The organism is Centipeda noxia ATCC 43541, from assembly GCF_000160555.1.
Classification (GTDB): Bacteria; Bacillota; Negativicutes; order Selenomonadales; family Selenomonadaceae; genus Centipeda; species Centipeda noxia.
On record NZ_GG749280.1, the window covers coordinates 149,524 to 170,817 of the forward strand.

Annotated in this window: 16 protein-coding genes; 6 read left to right on the plus strand and 10 right to left on the minus strand. The window is 56.9% G+C overall.

Annotated features, from left to right (window positions below):
• The first annotated feature begins 5 nt into the window (after positions 1-5).
• Both HMPREF7545_RS04570 and HMPREF7545_RS04575 read left to right on the plus strand, forming a co-directional pair.
• Complete coding sequence (locus HMPREF7545_RS04570) at positions 6-881, plus strand: metal ABC transporter permease (RefSeq protein ID WP_006694515.1); 876 nt, start codon at positions 6-8, stop codon at positions 879-881.
• Positions 874-1,974: a metal ABC transporter permease gene (locus tag HMPREF7545_RS04575; RefSeq protein ID WP_006694516.1), complete on the plus strand. Its 1,101-nt coding sequence runs from the start codon at positions 874-876 to the stop codon at positions 1,972-1,974. Before HMPREF7545_RS04570 ends, HMPREF7545_RS04575 begins: the two co-directional genes overlap by 8 nt.
• A gap of 92 nt (positions 1,975-2,066) precedes the next feature.
• Here the strand turns inward: HMPREF7545_RS04575 and HMPREF7545_RS04580 are convergent, their stop codons facing one another.
• The 5 genes from HMPREF7545_RS04580 to serA form a co-directional block, all read right to left on the minus strand.
• Positions 2,067-5,858 (minus strand): phosphoribosylformylglycinamidine synthase, encoded by a 3,792-nt coding sequence (locus tag HMPREF7545_RS04580; protein ID WP_006694517.1) that lies wholly within the window; start codon positions 5,856-5,858, stop codon positions 2,067-2,069.
• 147 nt (positions 5,859-6,005) lie between these two features.
• The gene (deoD, locus tag HMPREF7545_RS04585; protein WP_006694518.1) at positions 6,006-6,713 is read right to left on the minus strand and encodes a purine-nucleoside phosphorylase; all 708 of its coding nucleotides are present in this window, start codon (positions 6,711-6,713) and stop codon (positions 6,006-6,008) included.
• A 33-nt stretch (positions 6,714-6,746) separates the two neighbouring features.
• Positions 6,747-7,736 carry a UDP-glucose 4-epimerase GalE gene (gene galE, locus HMPREF7545_RS04590; protein WP_040571219.1) on the minus strand — a complete coding sequence of 330 codons (990 nt, stop codon included), beginning with the start codon at positions 7,734-7,736 and terminating at the stop codon, positions 6,747-6,749.
• A 116-nt stretch (positions 7,737-7,852) separates the two neighbouring features.
• Positions 7,853-8,722, minus strand: coding sequence for a zinc metalloprotease HtpX (gene htpX / locus HMPREF7545_RS04595; protein ID WP_006694520.1), 870 nt, complete (start codon positions 8,720-8,722; stop codon positions 7,853-7,855).
• 94 nt (positions 8,723-8,816) lie between these two features.
• Positions 8,817-10,397, minus strand: coding sequence for a phosphoglycerate dehydrogenase (gene serA, locus HMPREF7545_RS04600; RefSeq protein ID WP_006694521.1), 1,581 nt, complete (start codon positions 10,395-10,397; stop codon positions 8,817-8,819).
• 286 nt (positions 10,398-10,683) lie between these two features.
• On the opposite strand from serA, the gene HMPREF7545_RS04605 reads away from it, so the two are divergent.
• Genes HMPREF7545_RS04605 through HMPREF7545_RS04620 form a run of 4 tightly spaced genes read left to right on the plus strand, consistent with a single transcriptional unit; the run spans position 10,684 to position 15,677 of the window.
• Positions 10,684-11,616 (plus strand): ABC transporter permease, encoded by a 933-nt coding sequence (locus HMPREF7545_RS04605; RefSeq protein ID WP_006694522.1) that lies wholly within the window; start codon positions 10,684-10,686, stop codon positions 11,614-11,616.
• Positions 11,617-11,624: 8 nt separating this feature from the next.
• Entirely contained in the window at positions 11,625-12,464 is an 840-nt protein-coding gene (locus HMPREF7545_RS04610; protein ID WP_006694523.1) for an ABC transporter permease, read from the plus strand.
• Between the two features lie 44 nt (positions 12,465-12,508).
• On the plus strand, positions 12,509-14,038 hold the full coding sequence (locus HMPREF7545_RS04615) for an ABC transporter substrate-binding protein (RefSeq protein WP_040571220.1): 1,530 nt from the start codon (positions 12,509-12,511) through the stop codon (positions 14,036-14,038).
• Positions 14,039-14,072: 34 nt separating this feature from the next.
• Positions 14,073-15,677, plus strand: coding sequence for a dipeptide ABC transporter ATP-binding protein (locus tag HMPREF7545_RS04620; protein ID WP_006694525.1), 1,605 nt, complete (start codon positions 14,073-14,075; stop codon positions 15,675-15,677).
• Between the two features lie 83 nt (positions 15,678-15,760).
• On the opposite strand, the gene HMPREF7545_RS04625 is transcribed toward HMPREF7545_RS04620, so the two are convergent.
• The 5 genes from HMPREF7545_RS04625 to HMPREF7545_RS04645 form a co-directional block, all read right to left on the minus strand.
• The gene (locus tag HMPREF7545_RS04625; RefSeq protein WP_040571221.1) at positions 15,761-16,522 is read right to left on the minus strand and encodes a hypothetical protein; all 762 of its coding nucleotides are present in this window, start codon (positions 16,520-16,522) and stop codon (positions 15,761-15,763) included.
• A 318-nt stretch (positions 16,523-16,840) separates the two neighbouring features.
• Entirely contained in the window at positions 16,841-18,502 is a 1,662-nt protein-coding gene (gene hcp / locus HMPREF7545_RS04630; RefSeq protein ID WP_006695738.1) for a hydroxylamine reductase, read from the minus strand.
• Positions 18,503-18,632: 130 nt separating this feature from the next.
• On the minus strand, positions 18,633-19,418 hold the full coding sequence (locus tag HMPREF7545_RS04635) for an NTP transferase domain-containing protein (RefSeq protein ID WP_006694528.1): 786 nt from the start codon (positions 19,416-19,418) through the stop codon (positions 18,633-18,635).
• Positions 19,415-20,356, minus strand: a complete 942-nt coding sequence (locus HMPREF7545_RS04640; protein ID WP_006694529.1) for a DMT family transporter — start codon at positions 20,354-20,356, stop codon at positions 19,415-19,417. The genes HMPREF7545_RS04635 and HMPREF7545_RS04640 overlap by 4 nt, the downstream gene beginning before the upstream one ends.
• Positions 20,353-21,252, minus strand: a complete 900-nt coding sequence (locus HMPREF7545_RS04645) for a choline/ethanolamine kinase family protein (protein ID WP_006694530.1) — start codon at positions 21,250-21,252, stop codon at positions 20,353-20,355. Before HMPREF7545_RS04645 ends, HMPREF7545_RS04640 begins: the two co-directional genes overlap by 4 nt.
• Positions 21,253-21,294 lie beyond the last annotated feature (42 nt).

Genomic DNA, 21,294 nt, shown 5'->3' on the forward strand with positions numbered 1-21,294 from the left:
CAGCGATGGACATACTGACAAACTATACGTTCCAAATCGTCGCACTCGGCAGCGTCATCCTCGCCGTTGCCGCCGCCCCTGTGGGTGCGTTCAGCGTCTACAAGGGGCAGAGTCTCATCGGCGATGCGATCGGACACTCGACCTTTCCCGGCATCATCCTCGCCTACATGGCATTCGCGACGCGCAGCCCCGTCGTGCTCCTTGCGGGTGCAGTCACAGCGGGCGCGGCAAGCTATGCGCTCATCCAGCTCGCCCACAAGGACAAACGCCTCGGCCTCGACGCGAATCTCGCCATCTTCCTCTCAGGCTTCTTCGGGCTCGGTATGGCGCTCAAGAGTTTTATTCAGGGCAATCCCGACTATGCGGGGGCATCGCAGGCGGGTCTCGGCACCTACATCTTCGGACAAGCGGCATACATGCTTGAGGCAGACGTGCAGCTCATCTGCGTCGTCTCCGCCGTCGTACTCCTCCTGCTCCTGCTCTTTTACAAGGAGCTGAAACTCTTCGTTTTTGATGCAGAGTATGCGGAGGTGGTCGGGCTCCCCTGCCGCCTGCTGAACATCCTGCTGCTCGTCATGACGATCGCAGTGATCGGCATCGGCATCAAGGCAGTGGGAGCGATCCTGATCAGCTCCTTCCTTATCATCCCCTGCGCTGCAGCAAACCAGTGGTCGAACAATCTATCCCGCGTACTTCTGCTGAGCAGCGGCATCGGTGCAGTCTCTTCGCTTGTCGGAACATACATCAGCACGCTCGAGCAGGGCATGTCGACGGGGCCCTCTATTATCCTCGTTGCTTCGGTGATTGCATTTTTCTCGATTCTTTTCGGGACGAAGGGGATTCTCGGCAGGGCGCTCAAACGGAGGCAGCGAAATGGATGACGCACTCCTCGTACTCCTCTTGACAGCGGCAGCATGCGCTCCGCTCGGCGTCTTTCTCATCCTGCGCCGTCTCTCGATGATGGCGGACGCGATCAGTCACACGGTGCTGCTCGGGATCGTGCTCGCATTTTTTCTCACGCATGATCTCGGCTCTCCGTGGCTGCTCTTCGGTGCTGCGCTCATCGGCGTCGTCACCGTCTCGCTCGTGGAGCTCCTCGGCAAGACAAGCCTCGTCAAATATGACGATGCGATCGGCGTCATCTTCCCCCTGCTCTTCGCACTCGCCGTCATCCTCATCAGCAAATATGCGGGAAACGCCCATCTCGATACGGATATGGTGCTCATGGGCGAAGTCATCTACGCAGGGCTGAATACGGTCGAGATCGGCGGCACAGAGATTCCCGCCGCTGCGCTTAAGATGGGCGGGCTGATTGTTGTGATTGCCTCGTTTATCACCGTATTCTACAAAGAGCTGAAAGTCTCTACATTCGACGGGGAGTATGCACGGCTCATCGGCGTGCCGGCAGGCATCCTCTTCTATGCCTTTATGTCACTCACCTCGCTCACCACGGTCGCAGCATTTGATGCGGTCGGCGCGATCCTCGTCATCTCCTTCTTTATCGCTCCCGGTGCGACGGCACTGCTCTTTACGAAGCATCTGTCGCATACATTGCTGCTCGCCCTCCTCATCAGCGTTATCAACTCCATCATCGGCTATGCGCTCGCCGTGCATATGAATGCCTCAATCGCCGGGCTCTGCGCTGTCATAAATATGCTCGTCTACGTGCTCGCCCTGCTCTCAAGCCCGAAAGGCACGATTACATCCTACATTCGCCGCCTGCAGAGCATTCAGCAGATGCAGCGGGATCTCTTCCTGCTCCACATCGGCACGCATACGGCAGAGAGCAGGGAGAGCAGCGAGAATCATGCGGATGAGATCGGCGATCATCTGAAATGGGACGCCCCGAAGATTCGCCGCGTCAGCCGCGAGCTGATCGAGCGCCGCCTCCTGTGCCGGGACGGCAATTACTATTTGCTGACCGAGGAAGGCAGGGCAGCCTACGACACGCTTTGCCGGCGGTATTATATCTGACTCTCGTCCGTCTGCAGATTTTCCATGCATCAAAAAATCCGTCCGATTGCAGTACTGCCCTGCAGTCGGACGGATTTTTCATGTGCATATATTTACCGCATAAAGTAGGCGACGCCGGACTCAAAGACCATTTGATTCATATCGCCGGGAACATTCTTGCCGATGTTCTCGCCGATGCGCTCGGCGTGCGCCATGCGTCCGTAGATGCGCCCGTCAGGGCTGGTGATGCCCTCGATCGCGTTCACCGAGCCGTTCGGATTGTACGGCTGCTCGAGCGTCGGTTCCCCCTTTTCGCTCACGTACTGTGTGGCAATTTGTCCGCGGATGCGCAGATTTGCGACGGTGATCGCATCGGCGTAGAACCGTCCCTCTCCATGTGAGACGGCGAGCGTGTGCGTATCGCCGACATTCACATGCGAGAGCCACGGAGAGAGATTTGATGCAACGCGCACGCGTACGGTCTGCGATACGTGGCGGCCGATGTTGTTGTAGGTGAGCGTCGGCGTGTTCTCATCGAGCTCTGTGATTTGGCCGTGCGGCAGGAGGCCGAGTTTGAGCAGCGCCTGAAATCCGTTGCAGATGCCGAGGATCAGCCCGTCCTGATCGCGCAGGAGGCGCTGAACGGCCTCAGCGATTGCCGGTGCGCGGAACATTGCGGCGATGAACTTTCCTGTACCGTCGGGCTCGTCGCCGCCGCTGAACCCGCCCGGCAGCATGAGGATCTGCGCCCGCTTGAGCGCTGCGGCAATCGCCGCAACGGTTTCCTCCACCGCCGCGGGCGTCAGGTTGCGCACGACGAGGATCTCCGGGATCGCTCCCACGCGCTCCCATGCGCGCGCCGAGTCATACTCGCAGTTTGTCCCCGGAAAGACGGGGATGCAGACGCGGGGCTTGGCGATCTTCACAGAGCTTCCAATCCGTCTTCCCTGCGCATAGGGCGCATAGGTCGGACGTTCAGCTTGGCGCGTACTCTGCGGTATGGTTGTCGGAAAGATCTTCTCGAGCGGCTGCGTGTATGCCTCTTTGACATCTGCGAGCACAATGGTGTCCAGATCTGTGATGATGCTCGGCACATCGCGCGTCGTCCCGATTTCCACGGCACCCGTTCCGGCGAGATTCGCCGCCACGTCAAGCGAGGGAGAGACCTCAAGCAGCATCGTACCGTAAAGCGGCTTAAAGAGATCTTCCTGCGGAAAAAATGCAGTGAACTTAAACCCGAGATTGTTGCCGAGGCACATCTTCGAGATCGCCGCCGCAATGCCGCCGCGCCCGACGCTCTGTGCCGAGAATACCTTCTGATCGGCGATCAGATGATGAATCTTTTCAAAGTTCCTGTTGAGCCGTTCAAATACGGGAAGATCCTGCGCATCGTGCGCGACCGGAACCATAAGGACCTTGTTGCCCGGATATTTGAACTCGGGCGAAATAACCTCGTTCGCATGAACTGTCGCTGCGGCAAACGCGACAAGCGTCGGCGGAACGTTCAGATTCTCGAATGTCCCGGACATGGAATCCTTGCCGCCGATCGCAGGGATGCCGAGCTCATGCTGCGCGCGCAGAGCGCCGAGAAGCGCAGCAAACGGCTTGCCCCACTTCTTTGGATCGGTGCCAAGGCGTTCGAAATACTCCTGCAGCGTCAGGCGAATGGCATCCGCTTTGCCGCCCGTCGCAACAATCTTTGCCGCGGCCTCGACAACAGCGTAAACCGCTCCATGGAACGGACTCCACGTCGAAAGGTCCGGGTCAAAGCCGAACGCCATTGCCGACGCGGTATTCGTCTCTCCGTGACGCACCGGGATCTTTGCGACCATCGCCTCCGTCGGGGTGAGCTGATACTTTCCTCCGAACGGCATGAGCACGGTTGCCGCGCCGACGGTCGAATCAAAACGCTCGCCGAGCCCCTTTTGACTGCATATGTTGAGATCGCTCAGATTCGCGATCCACATCGCCTCCAGATCACGCCCCGCCTTCTTGACGAGCGGGGGGGCCTGCTGCAGATACGGCGTTTTCTCATTCGGTGCCTCTACGGTGACCCGGACGTGCTGGCGCACACCGTTCGTCGCGAGAAAACTGCGCGCGATCCGCACAATTTCCTTGCCGTGCCACTTCATGACAAGGTTCGGCTCTGCTGTCACGACAGCGACCTCGGTCGCCTCGAGATTCTCCTCATCCGCATGGCGCAGAAATGCCGCGGCATCCTGCGGAGCGAGTACGACCGCCATGCGCTCCTGCGACTCTGAGATCGCGAGCTCTGTCCCATCGAGGCCCTCATATTTCTTCGGAACGGCGTCGAGGTCAATTGCAAGGCCGTCGGCGAGTTCTCCGATCGCAACGGCAACGCCGCCCGCGCCGAAATCGTTGCAGCGCTTGATCATGCGGCTGACCTCGGGACTGCGAAAGAGCCGCTGGATCTTGCGTTCCGTCGGCGGATTGCCCTTCTGGACCTCCGCGCCGGAGGTTGTCAAAGAGCTCTCGGTATGCTGCTTCGACGACCCTGTCGCGCCGCCGATGCCGTCGCGTCCGGTGCGTCCGCCGAGAAGAATAACGACATCTCCCGGTACGGGACGCTCACGCACAACCTGATCCGCAGGTACGGCGCCGAGAACCGCACCGATCTCCATGCGTTTGGCAAGGTAGCCCTTGTGATAGATTTCGCGTACCTGCCCCGTCGCAAGTCCGATCTGATTGCCGTAGGAACTGTATCCTTCCGCCGCGCCGAGCGTAATCTTTTTCTGCGGGAGTTTTCCCGGCAGTGTTTCCTCGATCGGCACACGCGGGTCGGATGCTCCCGTCACGCGCATCGCCTGATATACATACGAGCGTCCCGAGAGCGGGTCGCGGATCGCGCCGCCGAGACAGGTCGCCGCGCCGCCGAACGGCTCGATCTCGGTCGGATGGTTGTGCGTCTCGTTCTTAAACATGAGGAGCCATTCCTCATCCCTGCCGTCAACATCCACCGTGATGCGGATGCTGGACGCATTGATCTCCTCCGATTCGTCGAGATCATCGAGTTTCCCCTCCGCACGCAGCGCCTTCATCCCGATGACGGCAATGTCCATCAGTGTCGTATCGCGCTGTTTTCCGTCCTTATAGAGTGCTCTGCGGTCATCCGTATAAGTCTGATAGGTCTCGACAATCGGGAGCGCAAAGAAGCCGTTTTCAATAGTGACCGCGTCAATCGCCGTGGTAAATGTCGTATGGCGGCAGTGGTCGGACCAGTAAGTGTCGATGACGCGCAGCTCCGTGATCGTCGGAGCGCGGTGCTCTGTATCGCGGAAATACTGCTGTACGAATTCGAGATCCGCCCCGCTCATTGCAAAATTATGCTCTGCGTGAAAGCGTTCCAGCTCCGTCCGTGAAAGCTGATTGAACTGCGTGAGGACTTCCACATCTGTGGGAAGCGTAATCCGCGTCTCCAGCGTCGCGGGTTTGGCGAGCGACGCCTCGCGGCTCTCTACCGTATTGATGAGATAGGCTTTGATCTGCTCATAGACGCGCTCATCCACCTTGCCGACGAGCACAATGACGCGCGCCGTACGAACATCCGGGCGCTCTCCCTGCGTCACGAGCTGTACGCATTCCGCCGCCGCAGCCGCCGTTGGATCGAACTGTCCCGGCAGAGGCTCGATCGCAAATATGCGCGCATCGGAAAAGTCCGGCAAAGCGTCCTCATACACGGTATCAACAGGCGGGTCAGCAAAGACAATATTCCGCACCCGCGCAAATTCCTCGTCGCTGAGCCCCTCAATATCGTAACGCATGATCATGCGGACGGCGCGCAAATCCGTCAGGCGGAACGTCTCTACCAGATCATTGCAGAGCCGCTGCGCAGGAATATCAAAGAAGCCCTGCCGCTTCTCCACAAAGATTCGTTTGACTGCCATCGGAATCCCCCTTCTCTAACGCTGTTTCTCTGCACTCTATTCTATCGTAATTTAGTTGGATATGCAACGGCTATCCTTCGTATCCCCTGATCGAAGCATATACAAAAAAGAGCCGCTGCGGGCGCAAGGGCTCTCTCGTATTTTTGTTCAAGCGATCGCTGTCTCGAGCGCGATCTTGATCATATCGTTGAACGTGGTCTGGCGCTCCTCGGCGGTGCATTCCGCCCCCGTGAGGAGGTGATTGCTGACGGTGAAGAGGGCGAGTGCCTGCCGACCAAATTTTGCTGCCAGCGTATAGAGCGCCGCCGCCTCCATCTCCACGGCGAGTACGCCGTATGCGCGCAGCTTCGCGTTGTCGATTTCCTCGTCGTAGTAGCGGTCAACGGAGATGACGTTGCCGACGCGCACGGAGACATTCAGCTTTTTCGCATTCTCCACGGCTGTCGACAGGAGCTCATAGTCGGCCAGCGGCGCATAGTTGATCGCACCGCCGAAGATGTTGCGGATCATCGAGGAATCTGTCGTTGCCCCCTGCGCAATGAAGACGTCGCGCAGCTTGACCTTCTCATGCATGCCGCCGCAGGTGCCGACGCGGATGAGCTTCTGCACGCCGTAGTGCTCCATCAGCTCATGGATGTAGATCGAGATCGACGGCATGCCCATGCCTGTCCCCTGCACAGAGACGGGAACACCGTGATACGTCCCTGTATAGCCGAGGATGTTGCGGATGGAGGTATACTCCTTTGCCCCCTCGAGGAAGTTCTCCGCGATGAACTTCGCGCGGAGCGGATCGCCCGGGAGGAGAATGCGCTCGGCGATTTCTCCTTTTTCTGCGGCAATATGCGGTGTACTCATGTAAATTCTCCTATCTTTCCTGTGATTGTTTCCTCAGTCCTCATATCCGCTCGGATGAGCTGCGTGCCATTGCCACGCCGTGCCGATGATCTGTTCCACATCCGTAAGCCGCGGCCGCCATCCGAGTACGGCGCGCGCCTTGTCGCTTGCTGCGACAAGCTGTGCCGGATCGCCTGCGCGCCGCGCGCCGATCACAGCCTTGATGGAACGCCCCGTCGCCTTCTCGGCCGCAGCAATCATCTCCTTGACTGAGAATCCCTGTCCGCTGCCGAGGTTGAAGATATCGCTCTCTCCGCCGCTGCGCAAATATTCGAGTGCACGCACATGGGCGTCTGCGAGGTCGACGACGTGGATATAGTCGCGCAGGCAGGTGCCGTCCGGCGTCGGATAGTCGTCTCCATAGACGGTGATATGATCTCTTTTTCCGTTCGGCACTTGAAGAATCAAAGGAATGAGGTGCGTCTCGGTCGCGTGATCCTCGCCGATCACGCCATTCGGCAGAGCACCTGCCGCGTTGAAGTAGCGCAGGGAGACGTAACGGATGCCGCTTGCGCGGCTGATCCACTTCATCATCTTCTCCATCGTGAGCTTCGTCTCACCGTACGCATTCGTCGGTTTTGTCTCATCCTCCTCGCGGATCGGCACACGCTTTGGCTCACCGTAAACCGCCGCGGTCGAGGAGAATACGATCTTATCGACGCTATGGCGCACCATCGCTTCGAGCAGCACCTGCATCCCATAGACATTGTTGTTGAAGTAGAGCAGCGGTTTCTCCATACTCTCACCGACGAGAGAGTTCGCCGCAAAGTGAACAACCGCGTCAACCTCATTTTCTGTAAAAATCCGATCAAGTGCCGCGGCGCTGCGTATATCGCCCTCATAGAAACGTGCCTCCGGATGCAGTGCGCCGCGGTGCCCTGTCTGCAGATTATCGATAACGGCGACCTCTTCACCCTTCTCGACGAGTGCATGGACGGCGTGCGATCCGATGTAGCCTGCCCCGCCGCAAACCAAAACAGCCATGGAACCGCTCCTTTCCATTCCATTGTAGCGTGGATTCCATTCCGCGGCAAGATGAAAAGTAAATTTCTCAAGCAAAAAGTCCCCCGCCATAGAAAGCAAGGGACTTCATCGTTATTTCAGCGAATATGCATGCGCTGTGCCTGCGCACGCAGACGCGCGATGCGCTCTGCGGTCGCCGGGTGGGTCGAGAACAGGCTCTTGAACGAGATGTCGCGGCCCGTCAGAGGGTTGATGATGCACATGTGCGCGGTCGCAGGCGTTGCCTCCGGCAGAGATGCGCCGTGCACGGCATAGTACTCGATCTTCTCGAGTGCCGAGGCAAGATCGTTCGGATTGCCGCAGATCTCCGCGCCGCCCTCGTCCGCGCTGTACTCGCGCGAACGCGAGATCGCCATCTGGATGAGCGCCGCTGCAATCGGCGCAATGATTGCCGTCGCGATGAGGCCGATGATGCCGCCGCGGTCATCGTCACTCGAGCGGCCTCCGCCGAAGATCGCCGCCCACTGGGCAATGTTTGCAGCGTAGGAAATAACGGTCGCCATCGTCGCCGCAATGGTCGAGATCAGAATATCGCGGTGCTTCACGTGCGCGAGCTCATGACCGAGCACGCCCGCGATCTCATTGTAGTCGAGCGTGCGCATAAGCCCCGTTGTCACAGCGACTGCTGCATTCGACGGATTGCGCCCCGTCGCAAAAGCATTCGGTGCATTCTCATTGATCACGTAGACACGCGGCATCGGAAGCTCCGCACGCCCTGCGAGTTTTTCAACCAATCCATAGAGCTCGGGAGCGCTTTCGCGATCAACCTCCTGCGCATTGTACATACTCAGTACCATGCGGTCGGAGAACCAGTATGAGAAGAAGTTCAGGCCGAGTGCAATAACGAGCATGACGGTCATGCCCGTCTGTCCGGCAAAAACTCCGCCGAGTGCAACCATAAGCGCCATCAGGAGCGCCATGAGCATCGTTGTTTTGATTGTGTTCATAGGCTTTTGCCTCCATTTAAAATCAAGACTTTGTCCTTTTGACTATATCATACAGGGCGATTATGGAAAAAGGCTGAAATTCTCTTTGATACAATTAAATTGTCTCGAAGTTTACCAGCTTCGCATCGAAGATGCCGTCGACGGCCAGCACGCGCGCAAGCGTATCATCGGGGATGTCATGATCGATCGTGAGCACCATGATGTTCATGCCTTCGCGGTCGGATTTGCCCACCTGCATGGACGAGATGTTAATGCCCGCCTCGCCCATGATGGAGCCGATCATTCCGATGACGCCGGGCCGATTGATGTGGGGACAGATGAGGATGCGCGCATGCGGATCAACATCCACGCGGAAGCGGTTGATGCGGACGATGCGTCCCTCCGTGCCGAAGAGCGTCCCCTGTACCTCTGTGGTTCCTCCTGCAGCCGTCACGCGCACGGTAATGAGCGTCGAGAAATGTGAGGTTTCCTTCTCCTTGATCTCCGTCACCTTGATGCCGCGCGACTTTGCAACGCCCGGTGCGTTGACATAGTTGATCTCGCTCTCGAGGATGGGATTGAGCATCCCCTTGAGGATCGCCGTCGTGAGGAAGCTCGTATTGACTTCCGTGATCTCGCCGTTGTAGATGACCTCCACATGGGAAATGGCCCCCTCCGCGAGTGAGCAGGCAGTGCAGCCCAGCTGCTCGGCAAGCGTGATATAGGGGCGGATAACGCGCATGACCTCCTTCGAGACCGGGGCCATATTGACGGCTGCCGTCACCGGCTCACCGCGCAGCGCTGCACGGATGCCCTCCGCCACATCTACCGATACGCCGATCTGCGCCTCCACCGTAGATGCACCGAGGTGCGGCGTCAGCACGATCCCCGGTATACCGCGCAGGGGATGATCCTCCGCAAGCGGCTCGTTTTCGAACACATCAATCGCGGCCCCTGCGACAATGCCTTCCTCCACCGCCGCCGCGAGATCTGTCTCGCTGATGATGCCGCCGCGTGCGCAGTTCACGAGGCGTATGCCTTTCTTCATCCGGCGCATCTCCTTCATAGAGATCATGCCGCGTGTCTCCTTTGTCAGCGGCATATGCACGGTGATGAAATCCGCCGCTGCAAAGATATCATCGAGCGTGCCGACGGCCACGCCGAGCGCCTTGGCCCGCTCTTCATTAATATAGGGATCGTAAGCGATCACGTTCATCTCAAAGGCAAGCGCACGCTTCGCCACACCGCTCCCGATGCGTCCCATGCCGATGACGCCGAGGGTCTTGCCGCGGAGCTCCACGCCGACATAAGCCTTGCGGTTCCAGCCGCCCGTGTGCATCGTCGCGTCAGCCGCGGGGATGTTGCGCGCCAGAGAGAGCATCATTGCCATCGTATGCTCCGTCGCTGCGATCGTATTGCCTCCGGGGGAGTTGATGACGATGATGCCGCGCTCCGTCGCCGCCTTTACATCGATGTTGTCAACGCCAACGCCGGCGCGCCCGATGATCTTCAGACGATCTGCGCGTTCAAGCACATCCGCCGACACCTTCGACGCCGAGCGCACCATGAGGGCATCGTAGCCGCCGATAACCTCTATGAGTTCCTCGTGTGAGATCTTGTCGCGCACATCGACCTCGTAGTCTGCCAGCAGTTCAATGCCCTCGGGCGAAATTCCGTCCGCAGCTAAAATTTTCATCTGTCGGTTCCTCCCTGCGGCGTACGCCGCCCACGCTTGCTTTACATAGTGTACGGCTCATTATAGACAAAACGAACGGCTGGTGTCAAATATTTCAGAGCGCCAGAGAGGAGTCCGCCTGTACTTGCCTGCTTATATATTCATATTTCATTGTATTTAGTATGTATATTTTATTATTGACATTTTTCTTCTGCGGGTTATATACTAAGACCTAATTTTTATAGAAAATTACATATATAACGACTATAAATATATTCATATGTTGATTGAATAAAACGGAGTCCATATGACAAAAAAAGCAATTCTTCAAAGGGGTCTTCTATTTATTCCCGTTTTTTTCGGCATTACACTGCTTTCCTTCGGGCTGCTCTACATTGCTCCGAGCGACCCGGTCAGCATTCGCCTCTCGGCAGGCGGCGCTGCCGCTGATCCGCAGATCGTCGCGCAGATGCGCGCGGAGATGGGCCTCGATGCCCCTTTTCTCGTTCAGTATGGACGCTGGCTCCTGCGCTTTTTGCAGGGGGATATGGGAACGTCCTACATCACCGATCTTCCGGTCGCAGCATCATTCTGGAAGGCGCTCCCCTACACCCTGCGCATGGCGGGCAGCGCAATCGCACTCACACTTCTCATCTCTCTCCCGATCGGCATCGGCGTTGCCGCCTGCCGCAACAGCCGCATAGACTATGCAGCCCGCATCCTGACGTTCATCATGAACGCGACGCCCAGCTTCATTGTCGCAATTGTCCTCATGTTCCTCTTCTCGTACCGGCTCGGCTGGATCCCCGTACTCGCAGCGGCAACGCCCATCGGCATGATCCTGCCCTCGGCAGCACTTGCACTCGTCATGTCCTCGCGTTACATCCGCCAAATTCGTGCAGCCGCACTCGATGAACTGCAGAAAGACTACATCGTCGGCCTGCGTGCACGCGGCATCTCCGAGCGTACGATTCTCTTCCGCAATGTACTGAAGAACATTATGGTCATTGTCATCACGCTGACCGGCATCTCTGTGGGTTCTCTGCTCGGCGGTACGGTAATTATTGAAACCATCTTCAACTGGCCAGGCATCGGCAGTCTCATTATGACCGCGATCTCGAACCGCGACTACCCCGTCATTCAGGCGGTCGTCGTCTGGATGGCTCTTGCCTTCTTCCTCGTCAACCTGCTCGCCGACCTGTCCTATCGGTACTTTAATCCCAAGATCAAGGAATTGTAAGAGGAAATATGACCGACATGCATCATCGAAAATTGCCGAAGATGTTCTGGACGCTGGCATTTCTCTCGGCACTCATCCTCCTCATTACGCTGTTCTCTGCACAGCTTGCCCCGTACGATCCATATGCAACGGATCCACAGCTGATCCTCAAGGGGCCATCCGCCGAGCATCTCCTCGGCACAGACAACTACGGACGAGACATTCTGTCACGCATTCTTGCCGGAGGAAAAACGTCCATCTTTGCAGCGCTCTTCATCATCTTTGCAGCGGGCTCGATCGGCAGCCTGATTGGAGTGCTCGCAGGCTACTACCGCGGGCGCATGGACAGTCTGCTCATGCGAACCACCGACATCTTCCAGGCATTCCCCGACATTGTGCTCGCGATTGCCGTTGCGGGCGTTCTCGGCGGAGGTCTGTTCAACGCTGTGCTGGCACTCATCGCAACTGCATGGACACAATACGCGCGCATTGCGCGCAGCGCAACCATCGCGGTGAAGGAGGAACCCTACATCCATGCGGCGCGGCTCTCCGGCTGCGATGATGCCCGGATCCTTATCCTGCACATCCTGCCGAACATTGCAGGTCCCCTCATCGTCACAGCAGTCCTGCAGGTCAGCATCATGATGATGGGTCTGGCAGGGCTCTCCTACCTCGGCATCGGCATCAAGATCCCGGAGGCCGAGTGGGGCGCCATGATCAGTGAAGGGCAAAAGTATCTCCAGCAAGCCCCATGGGCAGCACTCGCCCCGAGCGGTGTCATGGTCGCCGTCATGATGGTCTTTAACATGTTCGGCGATCAGGTGCGCGATCTGCTGGACCCGAAGACACGGGAGAACCGCGTGCAGTAATGCGTGCGATTTCACATACATCTATATTTTACCAGGAGGCAGAAATGAGTTCAACGTTTTGGAAAATCCTATGCGCCGTCTTTCTGATTGCCCTGCCGGTTGCCGTGAGCGGCTGCGGCAGTTCGGATCAGGCGGCATCCGGAGGAAAGAAAACCGTGCACGTCGGCGGTACCGTCGCCGTGACCAGTACGATGGACCCCGCAAAGGAGTGGATGGGCTGGTATGCCGTGCGCTACGGCGTCGGCGAGACGCTGTTCCGTCTGGACGACGCGATGAAGCCGCAGCCGTGGCTCGCCGAAAAGGCAGAAAATGTGGAGCCGACGGTTTGGCGCATCACGCTGAAAGACAACGTGACCTTCTCCAACGGCACAAAGATGACCGCAGATAAAGTCATCGCCTCCCTGCAGCGCACAGCGGAGATGAACCCGCGCGCTGCTTGGCTCGAGGGTGCAGAGTATACGGCAGAGGGAAATGTACTCACAATCCGTACGAAAGAGCCGTATGCAACACTCGTCAACGCACTCTGCGACCCGTATGCCGTCATCCTCGACGTTGCGGGCACGAAGGACTTTGACAATGCCCCCGTCGGCACCGGCCCGTTTGTCATGGCATCGTTCGAGCCGGACAAACATGCGGTCATGGAGAAGAATGCGGCGTACTGGGGCGGCGACGTGAAGGTCGACAGCGTCGAGTATACGAAGATTGCCGACTTCAACACGCTCGCAATGGCCCTCCAATCCGGCGAAATTGACGTTGCGCTCGACCTCAGCCCCGAGACGGCAGAGACGGTTGCAGCGAATGACAAGTTTACTGTGATCAAGACGCCGCAGACGCGTACCTATCAGCTCTACATGAACCTCGAGAAGCTCACCGACCCGGCGGTTCGCCAGGCAATCATGTACGGCGTAGACAAAAAGACCATCGGTGACCAGTACCTCAAGGGTGCAATGACCGCCTCGAACAGCGCATTCCTCGCTTCGACCCCCTACGGCGACCCAGCGCTCAAGGCACGTTCGTATGATCCAGAAAAGGCAAAGCAGATCCTTGCTGCAGCCGGCTACAAGGACACGGACGGCGACGGCATCCTTGAGAAGGACGGCAAGCCCCTGACGGTGCAGATGGGCGTCTACAAGCGCCTCTTCAACGAGAATATCACGACGGAGATGCAGGCACAACTGAAGAAGATCGGCATCAACATCGAGATTGCAGCGCATGAGAAATCGAATTATCTCAAGCCCGGCGATTTCGAACTCTCCCTCTACTCGGTCATCACAATGCCGACAGGTGACCCGTATGCGTTCCTGCGTGACTGCCTGAGCGCCAAGGGCGTATCGAACTTCGGTCATTACGCGAATCCGGCCGTAGAGCAGGCGCTTGCCGACCTCCCGCACACGTTCGATGCGGCAAAACGCATCGCGCTGACCAATGCGATTCAGCAGCAGGTCATCGACGATGCCGGGATGGATTTCATCGGCTTCAACAACATGCAGGTCGGCATCTCGAAGAGCGTTACGGGATTCCTCTCCACGCCGAGTGACTACTACCATGTAACAAAGGATTTGGACAAGAAGTGAGATCTCTCTCACGGGATGCGCGACGGAGCACAGGATGCACGAATTGCTGAGAATTGATCATCTGACCGCAGGGTACGGGGGCAATGCCGTCATTCACGACATCTGCCTCGCCCTGCAGCCGGGCGAGGTGCTCGGCATCGTCGGCGAGAGCGGCAGCGGAAAGTCGACCCTCCTCAAGGCGGTTGCACAGATTCGCGGTCTCTCCACAGAGATTCACGCAGGCACAGTGACCTTGAACGGGCAGGATATTTCCGCCCTCTCCGAGCGTGCGCGGCGCAGCCTCCGCGGCGAAGAGATTGCCATGGTGTTTCAGTACGCCGGCGCATCACTGAACCCGTCGCGCACCATCGGCGCACAGCTGAAAGAGACCATGCGCGCACATGCAGACTTCTCGGATCCAGAGATCCGCCAGCGCGCTGCAGAGGTCTTCAGGGGCATGGGATTTCCCGATACAGACCGCATCCTCACAGCGTATCCGTTCGAACTCTCGGGCGGCATGGCACAGCGCGCCGCCATCGCCCTCGCTGTCATCCTGCGCCCGCAGCTGCTGCTCGCCGATGAGCCGACCTCGGCGCTCGATGCAACGATCCAGCTGCAGGTGCTCGATGAACTGCACGCGCTCAAAGAGCGCACGGGTACGGCAATCCTCCTCATCACACACAACATTGGCGTCGTGCGGCACATTGCCGACCGTGTCGCTGTTATGCGCAGAGGGTGCATCGTCGAGCAGGGCGCCACCGAGGAAGTTCTTGGGAATCCGCAGGGTGCCTACACCCGGAGCCTTCTTGCAGCCGTACCGAAGATGTGCGCCGGACATGCATACGAGGTGTGCAGTTCGATGCACCCGTCGCCAGCGCACAGGTCTGCCGCAGATTCTTCTGCGGACGATTTGCTCCGCTTCGACCAGGTTTCGATGCACTTTCGGGACGGCAGCGAACAGGTGCAGGCCGTCAATGAGATCTCATTCTCCCTGCAGCGCAGAGAGGTCCTCGGCATTGTTGGGGAGAGCGGCAGCGGAAAATCCACAGTTGCAAAACTCCTCACCGGTCTCCATACGGCGACCAGCGGCAGCATTTTTCTCGACGGCATGGATATCACGCGGGTCTCCGGCAAAAAGCGAAGGGCAACCTACGCACGGGTTCAGATGGTATTCCAAGATGCCGCCGGCTCATTCAACCCGCGCCGCACAATCGGTGCGATGATCGGCGAGACAATCTGCCGCCTGTGTACTCCTGACGTGAGGAATACAGAGCAGCGCGTCTCTGATCTGCTGGCGGAGGTTGGGCTCCCCGCCTCCTACGCCACACGCTATCCGCACGAGATGAGCGGCGGAGAGTGCCAGCGTGCCGCCATTGCACGTGCAATGGCCGTACACCCTGAGATTCTCATCTGCGACGAGGCGACCTCGGCGCTCGATGTCTCCGTACAGGCAAAGATTATCGCCCTCTTGCTGCACCTTCAGCAAGGGCATGGGATGAGTCTGCTCTTTATCTCGCACGATCTGCCGCTTGTCAGCTCCATCGCAGAGCGCGTGCTCATCATGCGGGACGGACGCATCATCGAGCAGGGCGAGACCGAGCGGGTGCTTGCGCATCCCAACGACTCGTATACGAGGAATCTCCTGCGCTCCGCACTCTAAGCCCCCAAGTAAATTTCGATACGCAAAGAGCTGTGACCGCTCCAATCCGGCGGCCACAGCTCTTTATTTTACAGAACGTCTTTTCATTTTCCCACGGCATAGAAGATCACATGCGTACCGTCCTCTGAAATGCCGATGATCTTTGCCTGCGGATGGTTCGGATTGTTTCCGAGATCCCAGACGTAAAAGACGAATTTTTCCTTCAGAGGCCCCACCGCCGTCGGATGCGGCACATAGTCGATAAAGGCACGCTGCCAAAGCGGCAGGCGCGAAAAACGCGGCTCAATCGTCTGCTCATCCACCGTAAGGTTCGGCACGCGAATTGCCGCGTTGATATATGAGTGCCGCGAACGCATCTCTGAGCGCTCGCGCCCTATCTCCGCCCAGCGGCGGAGATTCTCCTTCGTATCGCGATAGGAGAGATAGGCCTCATCCACACCCGGACCGAAACTGATGCGGCTCCACACCTGTACGTCATAAGCTGTCGGCGGAATCTCGCGCGGAAAGAAATCTCGCCGAATGCGCGTATAGTTCTCCTGTCCGTTCGGCGAAAAATCATAGTAAAGAAAAAACCCGACAACCACGGATATAAGAGTCACAGCGATCATGAAAAGCGAAAAAATAATGCCGAGAAAAAGCTGCCCCCATCCGCCGAGTCTCCGCCCTGCGAGATAGGTGAGGATCGTACACAGCGCCATAACTCCGGCAACATAGGATGATCCCCATACATGAAGGAACCCGACACAAAGAACGCCGGTCGACAAAAATACCGCCGGCGGATTAAACGCGCGCAAATCACGCCATACCGTCTCCACGGCACGCACGATTCCCTTATGCGTCCGCATGGTAAATACACTTCCCTATTTTTCTATTCTCTCTCTAATGTATATCATACCACAGAATTGTACCGTTAAAAAGAGCTGTTGCGGCGCAATCTCTCTTATATCAAAAATTTTTCTAAAAAAACGTCTATTTCATATCTTATCTTTCAAACAGCGGGTTCGTCACCAAATCTGCAGGCTGTTCCTTGTTCCGATCACCCGGGGGAACTGCATATTCTCTCCTGTCCGCAGGCCGAAAATCCATTCGTTTTGCTTATCGTAACCATGCAAAGCAAAAGCGTCCGCCCTTGGAGCAGACGCTTTGCTGTGGAAGTTCGTATTTTATACGGCAGCAGCCGACGGTTCGTTTACCTCGATGCCGAACATCGCCATATCATCCTCGACATTCGTAATGCCGCCGATGCCGAAGTTCTCGACGAGGACTTTCGCGACATTCGGAGAAAGGAACGCAGGGAGCGTGGGACCGAGGTGGATGTTCTTCACGCCGAGGTGGAGCAGAGCGAGGAGAACGATGACGGCCTTCTGCTCGTACCACGCGATATTGTAGGCAATCGGAAGATCGTTGATGTCATCCAGACCGAACACCTCTTTGAGCTTCAGCGCGATCAGTGCGAGCGAGTAGGAATCGTTGCACTGGCCGGCATCGAGTACGCGCGGGATGCCGCCGATATCGCCGAGATTCTTCTTGATATACTTATACTTCGCACAGCCTGCCGTAAGGATGACCGTATCGTTCGGCAGCTTCTCTGCGAATTCGCCATAGTAGTCGCGCGACTTCATGCGGCCGTCACAGCCGCCCATTACGACAAACTTCTTGATCGCACCGCTCTTCACGGCCTCAACGACCTTATCCGCAACGGCAAAGACCTGCTCATGCGCGAACCCGCCGACGATCTCGCCCGTCTCCAACTCCGTCGGGGGGGCGCACTTCTTCGCGCACTCGATGACGGGCGTGAAATCCTTCTCACCGTCAACGAGCGGGATATGCGTACAGCCCGGCACGCCGACAGCAGCCGTTGTAAAAAGACGGTCCTTGTAGCTGTCCTTCGGCGGCACAACGCAGTTTGTCGTCATGAGAATCGCACCGTTAAACTTCTCGAACTCTTCCTTCTGCTGCCACCACGCGTTGCCGTAGTTGCCGACGAGGTTGTCGTACTTCTTGAACGCGGGGTAGTAATGCGCGGGGATCATTTCGCCATGCGTATAGACATCGACGCCCGTCCCCTTCGTCTGCTCGAGGAGGCGCTCGAGATCCTTGAGGTCATGACCGGAGATAAGGATGCCCGGACGATTGCGGACGCCGAGTTTTACCTTCGTGATCTCGGGGTTGCCGTAACTCTCCGTGTTCGCCGTATCGAGGAGCGCCATGCCGGCAACGCCCCACTTGCCCGTCTCGAGAACAAGAGCCGTCAGCGCACCGCCGTCCATCGTATCGTCGAGCAGCTGTGCCAGCGCGCGCTGCAGGAACACATCCACTTCCTCGTTCTCGTAGCCCAGCGCATTCGCGTGCTCCATATAGGCAGAGAGCCCCTTAAGCCCATAAGTCGTAAGCTCACGCAGGCTTCGTACGTCCTCGTTCTCCGTTGCGAGCACGCCGACCGTCTTTGCCTTCGCCGAGAACTCTGCACGCGGTGCCGTCCAATGCGCCGCCGCAGGCAGATGAGAGGCATCGCTCAGGTGGCCGAGCAGCTCCTCCTTCAGCGCGAGTGTCTCCTCGATCACATCCATGATCGCCTCACGGTCAAAATTCGCGTTCGTGATCGTCACGAAAAGATTCATCGTCACACGGTGATTCGTCTCGATCGAAACGCTCTTGCCCTCTGCGCGCAGCGCCGTCGTCACAGCGCCGAGCCCCTTCGTCACATAGACAAGGAGATCCTGCATTTCCGCGACATCCGGCTTCTTGCCGCAGACCCCCTGCATCGTGCAGCCCTTGCCGCCCGCCGTTTCTTGGCACTGATAGCAAAACATTTTAGCATCCATGGGAATTTCTCCTTTGCTCCCGTTATAATACACATTTCTTATAGCAATTATAGCAAAGGGATTTCTGAAGGGACGTAACATATGTTACCCCCACTGCAATCAATAGAAATTCTCATTTTTTAAGATCCGATCAAGAGGTAAAGTTCGGATCAAACGCCTGGATATCCGCCAACGTATCAAATTCATAAATGACATTGTCCGCATAACACCTTCGGTAAAGTGCAAGATCATCGATATGCCGCATATAGAATTGTTCCCAGAGGAGTCCGCGAACGGCTTCGTCTGTCTCATACGCACTCTTTAGCAGCGCGCGGAATCGCTCGCTGAACCCCCTTGAAAAATACACCTGGCCCATCATATACCAACCGCGCTGCCCGCCGATCTGCACATCGGTAATGCGGTTGTCCGCATCGACAGACAGATAGTATTCTCCCGTAGGCTCCTCACCATAAATCGATGCATAGTAGGAGCGATAGACATACGGCTCAAAAACATTTTCCGTGAAATAATGATCTGCCGAACAGATATAGGTGTTGTCGAGCACATCCAGGACACGATAGAGAGACGACGTGTTGTTGTAACGAAAATAATCCGGATTCTCAATGATATGGATATGCGGGTCTGAGGCAAGATAGGAAAATTGTTCTTTTCGATATCCTACGACGAGGAAAATATCTCCGATCCCCGCTGCAATCAGCTGCCGTATCTGACGTTCAACAAGCACTTCGCCGCAAATCCGCAGCAGCCCCTTCGGCATCTTATCCGTAATCGGCGCAAGACGGCTGCCATATCCGGCGGCCATCAGTACGGCATTTTTCACACGATAGCTTTCGAGCGCCGCCGCAGCGCGTTTCTGCCGGCACGTGCCGTCTGTTTTACACCGTTCGGAAAGCTTTAGAAACTCCTCATATGTCATAGTATATTCTCGGCCTTCTGCGGATAAAGAGAAACCAACACAACTCCAGCAAAGACAAGTCCACAGCCTAAAATCATCTGTCCCGACACCATTGCTCCCCCAATTCCCCACTGCAGAAGCACGCCCCAAATGATATAACTTGCGTTCAGCGCCATTCCGCGTGCGCATCCAATGGCTCTATTAACCGCGTACCAGAGAAAATAGGATGCACCTGCGATGATGCCCGCGGCGACAAGCGATCCAAGTACGTCGGGGTGGGATGAAATCTCCTCCCATATCAATCTCCCCGGTAAAATGATCAGTGACATGAACAGTAAAGCGCTGCCGGAAATACACTCACGCAGCGTAATCGCAAGGTCAGGCTCAATGTCCTCCATGCCGCGCACGGCAAGCACGATTTCACTCCCCCAGCAAAATGCTGCAGCAAGCCCGCAGACAAGACCCGGAAGAAGCAGTGGAGCAGCAAAATCTGACGGCGTCCCCGCCGTGAGGACTACCCCCGTTACCGCAAGCGCAATGCCAAGCCCCATACGCATTGTTATTGCTTGATGCAGGATCACTCTGGCAAGAATACAGCCGACAACGGGGTAAAGCGCCGAGAGTGCCAATGCATAGGTCGGTCCTGCCCAGAGAATGCCGAGACAATAGGAAAGTTGTCCGAGCGGTCCGCCAAGAAGCGCCGCAGCACATAGAAAAGCCCCAGAACGATGAAAGATCGTGCGGACGGCATGCAGAGCGCCGCGGATCCCGTTCACGAGGAGCAAAGACACAGCTGCGCTCATATCATTGACAGCGGTACAGACGAGCGGAACGATAATCCCCGCCGCTAAATTTCCTTCGAGAAGAGGTCGTGCGCCAATATCGTACAAATAGTTATTACATCCCCAAAGGAATCCGCTTAGGAGGCCGAGCATCAGCCACAGAGGATACCGTCTCATAATGCATTCTCCAGCAGAGCCCGTGCCTTTGCAGGATAGTCTCTTGCAAAGCGGAACTGGTTCTCTGCATACGCGCCGAACGTTACGCCGAACGAACTCTTATAGGCACACCAACAGCTCCAAAGGAGTCCCCCGACCGCCATATATGCATATACTCTCGCTCTGATCCGATCATCGAAGCCCTCAGGAAAGTATCCCGCAAGCAGCTGCTTTGTCTCTTCCTCCGTATAATTTGCATAAATCGCAAACATCGCAATATCAATGAGGGGGTCAGAGAGTCCCGCATACTCCCAATCGATGAGATAGGGGTGCTCCCGTCCTTCAACAAACAGGAAGTTGTCGAAAATCGAATCAATATGACAAAGCGTCACACGATCTGTTAAAAAAGGAGCAAGAAAAGGCCGCAGGAAAAAGACCTCCGCCCGCACATTTCGATATTCGATGCAGTGGAGTCTCTCCAACGGCATCAGCTCTTCATAGAATTCCAGTGTTTCAAACGGGTCAAAAACCTTTGCACCGGTCAATCTGCGCTCATGAAAGGCCCGCAGTGCCCTCATACATCGTTTTACTTCATCCGTATTATGAGGATCGCAGACACGGGCACCCTCATAGTAACATGAGATTTTATACCCGGGATCAATGCTGAGTGCAATGACATGTTCCGTAATATCAGCGGTACCGAGGAGTTCATAGACGACCTTCTCGTTTTCACGGTCGATGAGGAGCTCTGTCCCGTGTCCGTTGTAGCGAAAGATATATTTCTGTCCATTCACAACGAAGAGGAAAGAGTCATTGGTCATTCCTTCCTTGAGCGGCAACAGAGTACCGTCAGCCGCCTCTCTGCCGAAGTGCAGCTGGATCGTACGCCGAATAAAGCGCTCCTCTTCCATCTGCATTGATCTCGATTGCGTTTCCCGATTCGATATCACACACAAGGC

Coding starts and splice junctions, on each gene's coding strand:
- HMPREF7545_RS04575 (WP_006694516.1), top strand. CDS start 874: ATGGATGACGCACTCCTCGTACTCCTCTTGACAGCGGCAGCATGCGCT.
- HMPREF7545_RS04610 (WP_006694523.1), top strand. CDS start 11,625: ATGACCGACATGCATCATCGAAAATTGCCGAAGATGTTCTGGACGCTG.
- HMPREF7545_RS04645 (WP_006694530.1), bottom strand. CDS start 21,252: ATGCAGATGGAAGAGGAGCGCTTTATTCGGCGTACGATCCAGCTGCAC.
- HMPREF7545_RS04640 (WP_006694529.1), bottom strand. CDS start 20,356: ATGAGACGGTATCCTCTGTGGCTGATGCTCGGCCTCCTAAGCGGATTC.
- HMPREF7545_RS04635 (WP_006694528.1), bottom strand. CDS start 19,418: ATGACATATGAGGAGTTTCTAAAGCTTTCCGAACGGTGTAAAACAGAC.
- HMPREF7545_RS04605 (WP_006694522.1), top strand. CDS start 10,684: ATGACAAAAAAAGCAATTCTTCAAAGGGGTCTTCTATTTATTCCCGTT.
- HMPREF7545_RS04620 (WP_006694525.1), top strand. CDS start 14,073: ATGCACGAATTGCTGAGAATTGATCATCTGACCGCAGGGTACGGGGGC.
- HMPREF7545_RS04580 (WP_006694517.1), bottom strand. CDS start 5,858: ATGGCAGTCAAACGAATCTTTGTGGAGAAGCGGCAGGGCTTCTTTGAT.
- serA (WP_006694521.1), bottom strand. CDS start 10,397: ATGAAAATTTTAGCTGCGGACGGAATTTCGCCCGAGGGCATTGAACTG.
- hcp (WP_006695738.1), bottom strand. CDS start 18,502: ATGGATGCTAAAATGTTTTGCTATCAGTGCCAAGAAACGGCGGGCGGC.
- HMPREF7545_RS04625 (WP_040571221.1), bottom strand. CDS start 16,522: ATGCGGACGCATAAGGGAATCGTGCGTGCCGTGGAGACGGTATGGCGT.
- deoD (WP_006694518.1), bottom strand. CDS start 6,713: ATGAGTACACCGCATATTGCCGCAGAAAAAGGAGAAATCGCCGAGCGC.
- HMPREF7545_RS04615 (WP_040571220.1), top strand. CDS start 12,509: ATGAGTTCAACGTTTTGGAAAATCCTATGCGCCGTCTTTCTGATTGCC.
- galE (WP_040571219.1), bottom strand. CDS start 7,736: ATGGCTGTTTTGGTTTGCGGCGGGGCAGGCTACATCGGATCGCACGCC.
- htpX (WP_006694520.1), bottom strand. CDS start 8,722: ATGAACACAATCAAAACAACGATGCTCATGGCGCTCCTGATGGCGCTT.
- HMPREF7545_RS04570 (WP_006694515.1), top strand. CDS start 6: ATGGACATACTGACAAACTATACGTTCCAAATCGTCGCACTCGGCAGC.